Annotated in this window: 12 protein-coding genes; 11 read left to right on the top strand and 1 reads right to left on the bottom strand. The window is 43.5% G+C overall.

Features of this window, described 5'->3' with window-relative positions; genetic code table 11:
- Nucleotides 1-48: 48 nt before the first annotated feature.
- The 11 genes from recJ to H8716_RS04710 all read left to right on the top strand — a co-directional run bounded on the left by recJ (nucleotide 49) and on the right by H8716_RS04710 (nucleotide 12,403).
- Complete coding sequence (gene recJ / locus H8716_RS04760; RefSeq protein WP_249307377.1) at nucleotides 49-1,809, top strand: single-stranded-DNA-specific exonuclease RecJ; 1,761 nt, start codon at nucleotides 49-51, stop codon at nucleotides 1,807-1,809.
- Nucleotides 1,810-1,909: 100 nt separating this feature from the next.
- The gene (leuS, locus tag H8716_RS04755; RefSeq protein ID WP_249307376.1) at nucleotides 1,910-4,315 is read left to right on the top strand and encodes a leucine--tRNA ligase; all 2,406 of its coding nucleotides are present in this window, start codon (nucleotides 1,910-1,912) and stop codon (nucleotides 4,313-4,315) included.
- Nucleotides 4,316-4,440: 125 nt separating this feature from the next.
- Nucleotides 4,441-6,183, top strand: coding sequence for an Rqc2 family fibronectin-binding protein (locus H8716_RS04750; RefSeq protein WP_249307375.1), 1,743 nt, complete (start codon nucleotides 4,441-4,443; stop codon nucleotides 6,181-6,183).
- 104 nt (nucleotides 6,184-6,287) lie between these two features.
- Nucleotides 6,288-7,166 (top strand): YicC/YloC family endoribonuclease, encoded by an 879-nt coding sequence (locus H8716_RS04745; protein WP_249307374.1) that lies wholly within the window; start codon nucleotides 6,288-6,290, stop codon nucleotides 7,164-7,166.
- Between the two features lie 12 nt (nucleotides 7,167-7,178).
- On the top strand, nucleotides 7,179-7,451 hold the full coding sequence (locus tag H8716_RS04740; protein WP_283242963.1) for a DUF370 domain-containing protein: 273 nt from the start codon (nucleotides 7,179-7,181) through the stop codon (nucleotides 7,449-7,451).
- Nucleotides 7,441-8,070 (top strand): guanylate kinase, encoded by a 630-nt coding sequence (gene gmk, locus H8716_RS04735; protein ID WP_249307373.1) that lies wholly within the window; start codon nucleotides 7,441-7,443, stop codon nucleotides 8,068-8,070. Before H8716_RS04740 ends, gmk begins: the two co-directional genes overlap by 11 nt.
- A 21-nt stretch (nucleotides 8,071-8,091) precedes the next feature.
- Entirely contained in the window at nucleotides 8,092-8,433 is a 342-nt protein-coding gene (gene rpoZ / locus H8716_RS04730) for a DNA-directed RNA polymerase subunit omega (protein WP_249307372.1), read from the top strand.
- A 26-nt stretch (nucleotides 8,434-8,459) separates the two neighbouring features.
- On the top strand, nucleotides 8,460-9,332 hold the full coding sequence (locus H8716_RS04725; protein ID WP_249307371.1) for an HdeD family acid-resistance protein: 873 nt from the start codon (nucleotides 8,460-8,462) through the stop codon (nucleotides 9,330-9,332).
- Between the two features lie 3 nt (nucleotides 9,333-9,335).
- Nucleotides 9,336-10,670: a 30S ribosomal protein S12 methylthiotransferase RimO gene (gene rimO / locus H8716_RS04720; protein WP_249307370.1), complete on the top strand. Its 1,335-nt coding sequence runs from the start codon at nucleotides 9,336-9,338 to the stop codon at nucleotides 10,668-10,670.
- Nucleotides 10,657-11,193, top strand: coding sequence for a CDP-diacylglycerol--glycerol-3-phosphate 3-phosphatidyltransferase (gene pgsA, locus H8716_RS04715; RefSeq protein WP_249307369.1), 537 nt, complete (start codon nucleotides 10,657-10,659; stop codon nucleotides 11,191-11,193). The genes rimO and pgsA overlap by 14 nt, the downstream gene beginning before the upstream one ends.
- Before the next feature lie 55 nt (nucleotides 11,194-11,248).
- The gene (locus tag H8716_RS04710; protein ID WP_249307368.1) at nucleotides 11,249-12,403 is read left to right on the top strand and encodes a nicotinamide-nucleotide amidohydrolase family protein; all 1,155 of its coding nucleotides are present in this window, start codon (nucleotides 11,249-11,251) and stop codon (nucleotides 12,401-12,403) included.
- On the opposite strand, the gene H8716_RS04705 is transcribed toward H8716_RS04710, so the two are convergent.
- On the bottom strand, nucleotides 12,397-12,684 hold the full coding sequence (locus H8716_RS04705) for a hypothetical protein (RefSeq protein ID WP_249307367.1): 288 nt from the start codon (nucleotides 12,682-12,684) through the stop codon (nucleotides 12,397-12,399). The two genes, H8716_RS04710 and H8716_RS04705, sit on opposite strands and share 7 nt — an antisense overlap.
- Nucleotides 12,685-12,697 lie beyond the last annotated feature (13 nt).

Below are 12,697 nucleotides of genomic sequence, written 5' to 3'. Positions count from 1 at the left end.
AGCGTCCTGACTGGAAAAAGATCAGACGAGAGATAAGCGAGGAGAAATATGAAAAAGTGGGTAGTAGCTGCCAAACGGGCAGATTTTAAGGCAATAGGTGAGAAATATCATATTGACCAGGTGACGGCCAGACTGATCCGTAACCGTGATGTGACAGGTGATGATGCACTGCGGGAATATCTTTACGGGACCATTGCAGATATGCATGATCCGGAAGAAATGAAAGGAATTGGGGAGGCTGCAGATCTGCTTCTTTTCAAAATGAAAGAAAAGGCAGCAATTCGAATTATTGGGGATTATGATATAGACGGGGTGACGGCTACCTATATCCTGTATACAGGACTGAAAAAATGCGGTGCGATCGTAGATTATGAGATTCCGGATCGTATCCGCGACGGATATGGGATCAATGAACAGCTTGTGCAAAATGCGTGGGAGGATGGAATCGATACGATACTGACCTGTGATAATGGGATCTCTGCCATAGACCAGATTGCGTATGCCAAAAAGCTGGGTATGACAGTGATTGTGACAGACCACCATGAACTTCGAACAAGAGAAGAGGATGGAAAAGTTCACGCGATTCTTCCGGATGCAGATGTTGTAGTGAATCCTCATCAGCCAGACTGCCCTTATCCATATAAAGATCTGTGTGGAGGGGCAGTGGCTTACAAATTGATGCAGGAATTATACCGGAAAAAGAGCTTTCCAGACAGAGAGATAGAGAATCTGATTGAGTATGCCGCTATTGCCACAGTGGGAGATGTGATGAAGCTGACGGGTGAGAACCGCATTATTGTGAAAGAGGGATTAAAACGGCTGAATCATACGCAGAATATAGGACTAAAGGCATTGATTCGTGTCAATGGACTGGAAGACAGAGAGATCAATTCCTATCACATTGGTTTTGTAATCGGCCCATGTATCAATGCCAGTGGCCGTCTTACTACCGCAAAAAAGGCACTGGAACTGCTTCTGTGTGGATCCGGGGAAAGGGCGGAAGTTCTGGCAGAAGAACTGCTGAGCCTGAATACAGAGCGTAAGGAACTGACCAGACAGGGGTACGAAGAAGCAGTAAAACAGATTGAGAGTACTTCTTTAAAAGATGATAAGGTATTGATTGTATATCTGCCGGATTGTCATGAGAGCATTGCCGGTATCATTGCAGGAAGAATCAGGGAACGCTATTATCGTCCTGTTTTTGTACTGACAAATGGAGAAAAGTCAGTGAAGGGTTCTGGAAGATCCATAGAAGGGTATTCCATGTTCGAAGAGATGCAGAAGTGTGATGACCTGTTTTTGAATTATGGAGGACACCCTATGGCTGCTGGCTGCTCTCTGGAGAGGGAGAATATCCAGCCTTTGAGGGAACGCTTAAATATTGCCGCACATTTGACAGAAGAAGATTTGACGGAAAAGATCTGCATTGATGTGCCAATGCCGATCAGTTATATTACAGAACATCTGATTGAAGAATTGAATGTGCTGGAACCTTTTGGCACTGCCAATAAAAAGCCGGTCTTTGCTGAGAAAGATGTAAGTATCCTTGGTGCAAGAATCCTGGGACAGAATCGGAATGTAATAAAAATGCAAGTGACAGACACATCCGGTATCGTAATGGACGCTCTGTATTTTGGAGATGTGGAAGTATTTCGGACTTATCTGGAGGATAAATATGGATATGCTGAGACAGAGAAGTTGTTCCAAAACCGGAAGACCGGTATCACACTTTCTGTGATATACTATCCGACGATTAATGAATACCGGGGGCAGAGAAGCATTCAGATTGTCATATCTGATTATCAGTAGGCTCAAACCTGCGCAGTGCTTGACAAACTACGGGGAAAAGCATAGAATTAAAAAAGCGAAAATTTACAGGAAACTGTATGAAATATAGGAGGAAAAAGGAATGGCTGTACCATACAATCACAGAGCCATTGAACAGAAGTGGCAGAAGATCTGGGATGATGAAAAAGCATTTGCAGCAACAAATGATTACACAAAACCAAAATATTATGCACTGGTTGAATTCCCATATCCATCAGGACAGGGACTTCATGTAGGACATCCAAGACCATATACCGCACTGGATATTGTGGCGAGAAAAAGAAGAATGCAGGGATACAATGTACTTTATCCGATGGGATGGGATGCATTTGGTCTGCCGACAGAGAACTACGCCATTAAGAACAAGATTCATCCGAAGATTGTTACGGCGAACAATGTAAAAAGATTCAAGGAACAGCTCCATTCTCTTGGTTATTCCTTCGACTGGGATCGTGAGATCAATACTACAGATCCACAGTATTACAAATGGACACAGTGGATTTTCCTGAAGCTGTTTAAGGCAGGATTGGCTTATAAGAGTGAGATGCCGATTAACTGGTGTACATCCTGTAAGGTGGGGCTGGCAAACGAAGAAGTGGTAAATGGTGTCTGCGAACGATGCGGAGCGCCGGTGGTGCGTAAGGTAAAGAGTCAGTGGATGCTGAAGATTACAGAATACGCAGACAAGCTCCTGGAAGGTCTGGATCATGTGGATTATATCGAACGTGTCAAAGTGTCCCAGAAGAACTGGATCGGTAAGAGCCAGGGTGCAGAAGTCGACTTTGCCATCGCAGGAAAAGACGACTATCTGACTGTTTATACTACAAGACCGGATACTCTGTTCGGAGCAACCTATATGGTAGTATCTCCGGAACATCCGATGTTAGAAAAATACCAGACAGATATTCAGAATCTGGATGAGATTCATGCATATCAGGAACAGGCAGCAAGAAAATCTGATTTCGAACGTTCTGAACTGGCAAAGGATAAGACAGGTGTAGTAATTGAAGGGCTGAAGGCAGTCAATCCGGTTAATGGAAAAGAAATCCCGATCTGGGTATCTGATTATGTACTGATGAGTTACGGAACAGGTGCTATTATGGCAGTGCCTGCTCATGATACTCGTGACTGGGAATTTGCAAAGAAATTCAACCTGCCAATTATTGAAGTCGTAGCAGGGGGAGAAAACGTACAGGAAGAAGCTTTTACAGATGTAGCAACTGGTAAACTGGTTAACTCTGATTTTCTGAATGGAATGGAAGTGGCAGACGCCAAGAAGAAAATGATCGAGTTCCTGGAAGAAAAGAAGATCGGTCGAGGCAAGACCAACTTCAAGTTAAGAGACTGGGTATTCTCACGTCAGCGTTACTGGGGAGAACCGATTCCGATTGTGCACTGCGATAAATGTGGTTACGTTCCACTTCCTGAAAGCGAACTTCCTCTGGAACTGCCGGATGTAGCGAGCTATATGCCGACCGATAACGGAGAATCACCTCTGGCAGCCATGAAAGATTGGGTAAACACTACCTGCCCTTGTTGTGGAGGACCTGCACAGAGAGAGACTGATACTATGCCTCAGTGGGCCGGATCATCCTGGTATTTTCTGCGTTATACAGATCCAACTAATGCAGAAGCACTGGCTAGTCCGGAAGCATTAAAATACTGGCTGCCAGTTGACTGGTACAACGGTGGTATGGAGCATACAACCCTTCATCTGCTGTACTCCAGATTCTGGCACAGATTCCTGTATGATCAGGGCGTAGTGCCGACTCCTGAACCATATCAGAAGCGTACCTCCCATGGTATGATCCTTGGTGAGAATGGTGAAAAGATGTCTAAGTCCAGAGGAAATGTAGTAAATCCGGATGATATCGTAATGGATTACGGCGCAGATACCTTAAGAACTTATGAAATGTTCATTGGAGCCTTTGATCTAAGTGCTTCCTGGTCAGAAAATGGTGTAAAAGGATGCCGCAGATTCCTGGAAAGAGTATGGAAACTGCAGGATGTACTGACAGAAGGCGATACCTACAGAAGCAATTATGAGACAAAGATGCATCAGACCATCAAGAAAGTCAGCAATGACTTTGAGAATCTGAAATACAATACAGCCATTGCAGCGCTGATGGCTCTGCTGAATGATTTCGCAAAAGACGGCATCAATCATGCAGAATACAAGACTTTCCTGACATTGCTGAATCCGGTGGCTCCGCATATTACAGAGGAGATCTGGCAGGCATGCGGATTTGAAGGACATCTTTATCAGCAGAAATGGCCGGAATTCGAAGAGACTAAGACCATTGAGAATACCATTGAACTTCCGGTTCAGATTAACGGTAAGACAAAGGCAGTTGTAAAACTTCCGCTGGATGTAGACAAAGAAACCGCTATCGCAGCAGGAAAAGAAGCAATTGCAGATAAGCTCACAGGTACCATTGTAAAAGAAATCTATGTACCGAAGAAGATTATCAATATCGTACAGAAATAAGCAGTATAATTATGAATGACATACAAACAGCCTGAAGCTTTACAGAAAAGTTTCGGGCTGTTTTACCAAGATACTTTTTTAGTATTCTTGTTCGAGATATTTTTAGAAAGACGAGGAATATGCTTATGGCATTAGACGGACTTGTAATTGCCGGAATGGTACAGGAGTTAAATACCTGTATCCTGGGCGGAAGAATCAGCAAAATTGCACAGCCGGAGTCAGATGAGCTGATGTTTACCATAAAAAGTGAAAGACGTCAGCAGTACCGGCTGCTGATTTCTGCGGGAGCCAGCCTCCCGCTGATCTATTTTACAGAACAGAATAAACCGGCACCTATGACGGCACCTAATTTTTGTATGTTGCTGCGTAAGCACATTGGGGGCGGAAAATTTACCAGAATCTGGCAGCCTGGACTGGAACGTATTATTAATTTTGAGATAGAACATCTGAATGAACTGGGAGATGTGTGTCATAAAACTCTGGTTGTGGAGATTATGGGAAAGCATTCTAATATCATTTTCTGTAATGAAGAAGGAATGATCATAGACAGCATCAAGCATATTTCCTCCCAGATCAGCTCTGTCCGGGAGGTTCTTCCGGGGCGGTCTTATTTTATTCCGGAGACTCAGGAAAAACTTAATCCACTGAATTATAAGAGCAGCGAGTTTATTGCTGCGGTTTCTTCCAAGCCAATGCCACTGGCAAAAAGCATTTATTGTTCTATGACAGGAATCAGTCCGTTGATTGCAGAGGAGATCTGTCACCGCGCTTCTCTGGATTCCGGAAGAAGTGCCAACAGTTTTTCAGAAACAGAACTGACCCATCTGGAGCATCAGTTTGATCTGGTGGTGGATACAGTAAAATCCGGTCAGCTGGCACCGAATATAGTATATGAAGGTCAGGTTCCTGTGGATTTCAGTGTGGTGCATCTGAGTCAGTATGACGATTTTACAGAGGAGAAGTTTGATACAGTTTCCGGTATGCTGGAGCATTATTACGCAACGAGGAATGTAATTACCCGTATCCGTCAGCGATCTGCGGATCTGCGCAGAATTGTTCAGACAGCACTGGACCGTAACCGGAAAAAGTATGATTTGCAGCAGAAGCAACTGAAGGATACCGAGAAAAGAGAAAAATTCAGGATTTACGGAGAACTGATTAACACCTATGGATATAACCTGGAAGAAGGGGCGAAGAAGCTGACCTGCCTAAATTACTACGATAACAAAGAGATTACCATTCCGCTGGATGATACAAAATCTCCCCAGGAGAATGCACAGCATTATTTCGAAAAGTATAATAAGTTAAAGCGTACCTGGGAGGCATCTGTAAAACTGACAGAGGAGACAAAAGGTGAGATCGAACATCTGGAATCCATCAGTACGGCTCTGGATATCGCACGTTCAGAAGAAGACCTGGTACAGATTAAAGAAGAACTTACGGAGTATGGCTATATCAGGAGACATTATACAGGAAAAAGAGTGAAGATCACATCCAGACCGTTTCATTATGTTTCCTCAGACGGATATGATATCTATGTGGGAAAAAATAATTTCCAGAATGAAGATCTTACATTCAAGACTGCTGTGGGAAATGACTGGTGGTTCCATGCAAAGGGGTGTCCTGGTTCCCATGTGATAGTGAAGACCAACGGAGAAGAACTTCCGGATAGGACTTTTGAAGAAGCAGCCAGGCTGGCAGCATATTATTCGAAAAACAGAGAAGCAGAAAAGGCAGAAGTAGATTATGTGGAACGTAAGTTTGTCAAGAAGGTGTCCGGTGCGAGACCTGGATTTGTCATCTATCACACAAATTATTCCATGCTGGTGCCGACGGATATTACCGGGATACAGGAAGTTACAAAGTAAGTGTCATAAAATAAAAACAATCCAATTGACTGCCACTGTAAATTGATTTATAATAACTTAACGTGGCTGAGTATGTCATAAAACGAAAAGGATGAGTACATATCATGATAAAAAGTATGACAGGTTTCGGCAGAGCGGAGAATCTGCAGGGAAACCGCAAATTTACAGTGGAAATGAAAGCTGTGAATCACAGATATTTTGATGTCACCATTAAGATGCCGAAGAAACTCAGTTTCTTTGAATCAGCTATTCGTACCTTTCTGAAGAATTATATTCAGAGAGGCAAGGTAGATGTCTTTATTACATATGAAGATTTCACAGAAGAGAATGTATCTTTAAAATACAATGAAGCAATTGCAGCACAGTATCTGAAGTACTACCGTCAGATGACAGAGACTTTTGGCCTGAGAGATGATATCAGTGTGAGCGCACTTGGCAGATGCCCGGAAGTTTTTACTATGGAAGAACAGACTGTAGATGAAAAAGAGATATGGGCTGTTTTGGAGTCAGCACTGAAGGAAGCCTGCGAGAAGTTCGTAGAGAGCCGTATCACAGAGGGAGAGAGGCTAAAGGAAGATCTCTATGATAAGCTGGATGGTATGATTAAGGACGTGGATGCGATCGAAGACCGCTATCCGCAGATTATGGCAGAATACCGGGAGAAGCTGACCATGAAAGTAGAGGAACTGCTTGGGGATGCGCAGATGGAAGAAGGAAGGATTGCTGCAGAAGTAATTCTTTTTGCTGACAAAATCTGTACAGATGAAGAGACTGTACGTCTGCGAAGCCATATTGAGAGCATGAGAGAAGAACTCCTGAGTGGCGGCAGTGTAGGAAGAAAGCTGGATTTTCTTGCCCAGGAGATGAACCGTGAGGCGAATACAATTTTGTCAAAGGCCAATGACCTGGAAACATCCAACCGTGCCATTAATTTAAAGACAGAGATCGAAAAAGTACGGGAACAGATACAAAATATCGAATAGGGGTAGATTTTTTTGGCAAGATTAATGAATATCGGATTTGGTAATGTAGTCAATACAGCCAAGGTGATCGCAGTGGTCAGTCCGGATGCAGCACCGGTAAAGCGTATGGTACAGAATGCCAAACAGATTGGAAAAGTTATTGACGCAACACAGGGAAGAAGAACGAAATCCGTGATTGTCACAGAAGAAGATCACATAATTTTGTCTGCGCTGCAGCCGGAGACACTGGTGAAAAGATTTCATTTTAATGCAGATGAGCTGAAGGGAGAGACAGATGAGTTGTAGATCAAAGGGAATTTTACTGGTTATTTCAGGATTTGCAGGTACCGGGAAGGGAACTCTGGTGCATGAACTGTTGGAAAAGTATGACAATTATGCATTGTCTGTGTCAGCAACGACCAGATCACCAAGACCAGGAGAGGTAGACGGAGTGCATTATTTCTTTAAATCAAAAGAAGAATTTGAAGAGATGATTCATGAAAACCGCCTGATTGAATATGCATCCTATGTGGAGAACTATTACGGTACACCGAAGGAATATGTACAGCAGCAGTTAGAGAATGGAAAAGATGTGATTCTCGAAATTGAGATTCAGGGAGCGTTGAAGATCAAAAAACAATTCCCGGATACACTGCTTCTCTTTATGGTACCGCCAAGTGCATCTGTATTGGAAGAGAGACTTCGCGGACGTGGAACAGAAACAGATGAAGTAGTCAGAAAACGCCTGCACCGTGCTGTAGAAGAAGCTGAGTTTATTGAACAGTATGATTATCTGATTGTGAATGATGATCTGGAAACCTGTGTGAAAGAAACTCATGAGATTATTCAGAGCCAGCACCACAGAGTAGACCAGAGAAGACAATTTATTGATACATTAAAAGAAGATCTAAAAAGATTTTTATAAAAATTTGAGGAGGAAAAATTTATGTTACATCCATCTTACACAGAATTAATTAAAGTAGTAAACAGCGAGGTAGAAGACGGTGATACCCCGGTAGTTAACAGCCGTTATTCTATCGTTCTTGCAACTGCAAAGAGAGCAAGACAGATTATCGACGGAAAAGATCCGATGTCTATGCCGAAGATTCACAAGCCACTGAGCATTGCGGTAGATGAACTGAACAAAGGACTTCTGAAGATCATGCCAGAGACAGCAGAAGAAGAGGCTGAGGAAATGGAGGCAAAGCTGGCAATGGATCTGAAGACAGAGCCGGGTATGATAGAAACCGTTGCAAATGAAGCGGCAGAAGAGACAGTGGAAGAATAGAGACTGATCCGCACCGGAGGAAGATTATGGAGAATGGCAGAGAAGTAAAGAAAAGCTTTTGCCTGCTGTCAGTTGCCTATATTGTGCTGGGATTGGTGCTGGTCATCTGGCCGGACATATCGGTGCATACCTTCTGCTTTGTATTTGGAATCGGAATGATTATATTTGGCGGTGCACATATGATCCTGTATTTTACGAAGGATCGTTTTATGAATGTGATGCAGCCAGACCTTGTGATTGGTGTGGTATGCATCTCCACAGGATGCTATATTTTGATGAAGATGGAATATATGCTTGAGATTATTCCATTTGCCATGGGAATTGTGGCCTTGCTGGGAGGAATTGTAAAAATACAGAGTGCGCTTGATCTGAAGAAACTGGGAGCAGCCAGGTGGTACATTATGCTGGTATGGGCACTGGTACTTCTTATTATGGGAGCAGTACTGGTTGCCAATCCATTTGATGAACAGCAGCATGTGGTTGTTATTCTTACGGGTGCATCCCTGCTTGTGGATGGAATTGGGAATCTGATCAGCATTTTCTGGACCGGAATCTGTTTTCGGAGACTGAAGAGAATGCCGGCAGATCCATATGCGGTATCCACGAAAGGAGCAGACATTATCGACATGGAAGCCTCAGAGGAGGATAATGTCCCGAAAGAAAAGAAGAAATCCAAGATTGTGGGAAGCAGCACATTTTTCCGCAAGAAGGCGGCGAAAGAAGAAAAAGAAGCAAAAGGTAATGAAAAAGAGGATTTTCCGGTATACAGTGACTGTGAGATAGAGACAGAAGAAAAGGCTGATATACAGATGGAAGAACTTGAAGATGAAACAGAGAGCAATAACAAGGAGACAGAACCGGTGGCCGAAGAAGAGGCAAAGACACCGGATGAGGAGTAATGGATGAATATTTTATTCATATCACTTGGATGTGATAAAAACCTGGTAGATTCAGAACAGATGCTCGGTCTTCTGACGCAGAAGGGATTTACCCTGACAGATGATGAGACACAGGCAGACGTAATCGTCATTAATACCTGCTGCTTTATTCATGATGCGAAAGAAGAAAGCATACAGAATATTCTGGAGATGGCAGAATACCGTAAGTCAGGAAGCTGCAAGGCGCTAATTGTAACAGGATGCCTGGCACAGCGTTATAAGCAGGAGATCATTGATGAGATCGAAGAAGTGGATGCGGTTATCGGTACTACTGCGCATGATGAGATCTTTGATGTGATTGAGAAGACACTGGCAGGTCAGAAAGAACTGGATATTCAGGATGTGGACCGTCTGGTTGAGATTGATGCCAAGCGTGTGGTGACCACAGGAGGGCATTATGCACACCTGAAGATTGCAGAAGGATGCGACAAGCATTGTACTTATTGTATTATTCCTAAGATTCGTGGCAATTACCGCAGTGTTCCGATGGAGCGCCTGCTAAAAGAAGCACAGGATCTGGCGGATCAGGGAGTAAAGGAGCTGATTCTGGTCGCCCAGGAGACAACTATTTACGGAACCGACCTTTATGGGAAGAAGTCTCTGCATATTCTGCTGAAAAAGCTATGTGAGGTAAAAGGTATCCGCTGGATCAGGGTATTATACTGTTATCCGGAAGAGATCTATGATGAACTGATCGAGACTATTCGGGATGAAAAGAAGATCTGTCATTATCTGGATCTGCCGATTCAGCATGCCAGCGACCGTATCCTGAAGCGAATGGGGCGCAGAACAACCAGAGCACAGCTGGAAGAGATTATTGGAAAACTTCGGAAAGAGATACCGGATATAGCTCTTCGTACCACACTCATTACCGGATTCCCGGGAGAAACGCAGGAAGATCATGAAGAACTGATGACGTTTGTAGATGAGATGGAATTTGACCGTCTGGGAGTGTTCACATATTCTCAGGAAGAGGATACACCTGCAGCAGCCATGGAAGACCAGATCGATGAAGAGGTGAAAAAAGACCGTCAGGAAGAACTGATGGAACTTCAGCAGGAAGTATCCCTGGATAAGAACGAAGAAAAGATAGGAAGAACCATGCTGGCCATGGTGGAAGGCTATCTTTCCGATGAGAATGTATATGTGGCACGTACCTATGCAGATGCACCTGGAATCGATGGATATTTGTTTATTGACACAGCAGAGACACTGATGTCCGGAGATTTCGCAAAAGTGAAAATCACCGGAGCACTGGAATACGATTTGACAGGAGAGTTGGAAAATGAATTTGCCTAATACGTTAACATCAATCAGAATGTTTCTGATTATTCCATTTGTTATGATCATGCAGATTGCACCGGATGGAAACGGAAGATTTGCAGCACTTGTTATTTTTATTATTGCAAGTATCACTGACTTTCTGGATGGTTATATTGCCAGAAAGAATCATCTGGTAACTAATTTCGGGAAATTTATGGATCCGCTGGCAGATAAGCTTCTGGTAAGTGCGGCAATGATCTGTCTGGTATCAATGGATCGTCTTCCGGCATGGATGGTAATCATCATCATCAGTCGTGAGTTTGCAATAAGCGGTTTCCGCCTGATTGCAGCAGATAACGGAATTGTTATAGCAGCGAGTTGGTGGGGAAAGTTCAAGACCGTATCACAGATGATAATGATCATCCTGCTGATTGCAAACCTGGGTGGAATATTCACTGTGCTGGAGAATGTTTTCATGTGGATTGCTTTGATTCTTACAGTAGTATCACTGGCTGATTATATCTGGAAGAATAAAAAAGTATTGAGTATGCAGTCATAAATTCAGTCAGATAAGAGACACGTAAATAGAGTCAGAAAACTCAGTGGAGGATAAAATGGACATAGAGTTGATTTCAGTAGAAACAGATTTGTTGCCGGGTAAGTGTTCTGATATACAGACAGCATATATTATGGAAAAGTGTGCACAGATTGGATCTCCGGTAGTAGGACATATGAGTGTGAGCAGAAAGAACATTCATCTTGCCGACATGGTTCACGAAGCATTGGAACGTACGTCTGTTATTATAGTGCTGTGTATGGACTGTGAAGATCTTGAAACGGTCAGAACAGTGATTGCAGAAAAAGTTTTCAGAAGAGAAGAAACACAGAAGACAGATCTCGACATGGTTCTGGAACGTCACGGTGGAACCTGTCCTGGTCTGGTGATGCGCAGGGAAGACAAAACAGTGATCTTGCTTCCGGGCAGCGAAGAGGATCTGCATGGAATTTTTGAAAAAGAACTGTTCAAGATGCTTCAGAAAGAACAGAAGGATATTGTGTATTCAGCAACAGTCAAAATCTGCGGAGATCAGGGGAATGCAGCAAAGAAACTGGCAGCAGAGATTCAGAAGAAAAATCCTGAAACAGATATTTCTGTCACTGCCTGCACAGGTGAAGTGATTGTCAGAATCTGCGCACGTGCTTTGGAAGAACATGCCGCTAAAAAAACATTAAAGCCGGTTCTAAAGGCCTTCCTTGAGAAATTCGGAGATCAGGTTTATACTACAGATGATGCTGTGACACTGGAAGCATCTGTACTTAGTCTTCTGAAGGAACGGGATCTGACACTGACAACAGCAGAATCACTGACGGGAGGTCTTCTGGCCGCCAGATTTACGGCTGTACCGGGAGCATCAGAGGTATTCAAGCAAGGATTTGTGACTTACTGTAACAGAGCAAAGAGAAAACTTCTGGAAGTAAAGAAAACAACTTTGAAGGAATATGGTGCAGTCAGTGACCGTACTGCAAAGGAGATGGCGAAAAACGGAGTATTTGCTACCGGAGCGGATGTCTGTATTTCACTGACAGGACTTGCCGGACCGGCAGCAGAAGAGGGAAAACCGGTTGGTCTGGTATATATTGGCTGCTGTTATAAGAACAGGACTGTTGTAAGAGAGTATCATTTCAAAGGAAACCGCAGTCAGATCCGGGAACAGTCAGCGGTATCTGCATTGTTGCTGCTGCGTGAGTGTATTCTGACGGATCAGTGACGGGAACGGCTCTGCATTTGTTGAAAAATTTGCACAACACGGTCGATTTGCGTCTGTTCTTCCGGAGATTTGTTCTTTTTCAGGACAGAGAGAATCATTTGTGTTTCAGCAGAGGAAAAGTTCATATGTTGTTTTTCAGATTTGGAAGCTGCTGCCAGCAGAAAAGGCAGCAGCTCTTTTTGTCCCAGACCATTCCCATGTTCAGCAAGGGCGGATAATTGTTTCAGTTTACGGGGATCAATCCCGGAAAGTGACTGATCATGTATCCAGTTAGAATCCATAGCTACTCCTTTC

This window comes from Jingyaoa shaoxingensis (assembly GCF_014385005.1).
Taxonomy (GTDB): domain Bacteria; phylum Bacillota; class Clostridia; order Lachnospirales; family Lachnospiraceae; genus Marvinbryantia; species Marvinbryantia shaoxingensis.
The sequence above is the reverse complement of the archived record's forward strand: the minus strand, read 5'-3'. Positions and strand labels throughout refer to the sequence as shown.

What these genes read in the sequence shown, in the direction of transcription:
- recJ (WP_249307377.1), top strand. Translation starts at nt 49, where the DNA reads ATGAAAAAGTGGGTAGTAGCTGCCAAACGGGCAGATTTTAAGGCAATA.
- leuS (WP_249307376.1), top strand. Translation starts at nt 1,910, where the DNA reads ATGGCTGTACCATACAATCACAGAGCCATTGAACAGAAGTGGCAGAAG.
- H8716_RS04750 (WP_249307375.1), top strand. Translation starts at nt 4,441, where the DNA reads ATGGCATTAGACGGACTTGTAATTGCCGGAATGGTACAGGAGTTAAAT.
- H8716_RS04745 (WP_249307374.1), top strand. Translation starts at nt 6,288, where the DNA reads ATGATAAAAAGTATGACAGGTTTCGGCAGAGCGGAGAATCTGCAGGGA.
- gmk (WP_249307373.1), top strand. Translation starts at nt 7,441, where the DNA reads ATGAGTTGTAGATCAAAGGGAATTTTACTGGTTATTTCAGGATTTGCA.
- rpoZ (WP_249307372.1), top strand. Translation starts at nt 8,092, where the DNA reads ATGTTACATCCATCTTACACAGAATTAATTAAAGTAGTAAACAGCGAG.
- H8716_RS04725 (WP_249307371.1), top strand. Translation starts at nt 8,460, where the DNA reads ATGGAGAATGGCAGAGAAGTAAAGAAAAGCTTTTGCCTGCTGTCAGTT.
- rimO (WP_249307370.1), top strand. Translation starts at nt 9,336, where the DNA reads ATGAATATTTTATTCATATCACTTGGATGTGATAAAAACCTGGTAGAT.
- pgsA (WP_249307369.1), top strand. Translation starts at nt 10,657, where the DNA reads ATGAATTTGCCTAATACGTTAACATCAATCAGAATGTTTCTGATTATT.
- H8716_RS04710 (WP_249307368.1), top strand. Translation starts at nt 11,249, where the DNA reads ATGGACATAGAGTTGATTTCAGTAGAAACAGATTTGTTGCCGGGTAAG.
- H8716_RS04705 (WP_249307367.1), bottom strand. Translation starts at nt 12,684, where the DNA reads ATGGATTCTAACTGGATACATGATCAGTCACTTTCCGGGATTGATCCC.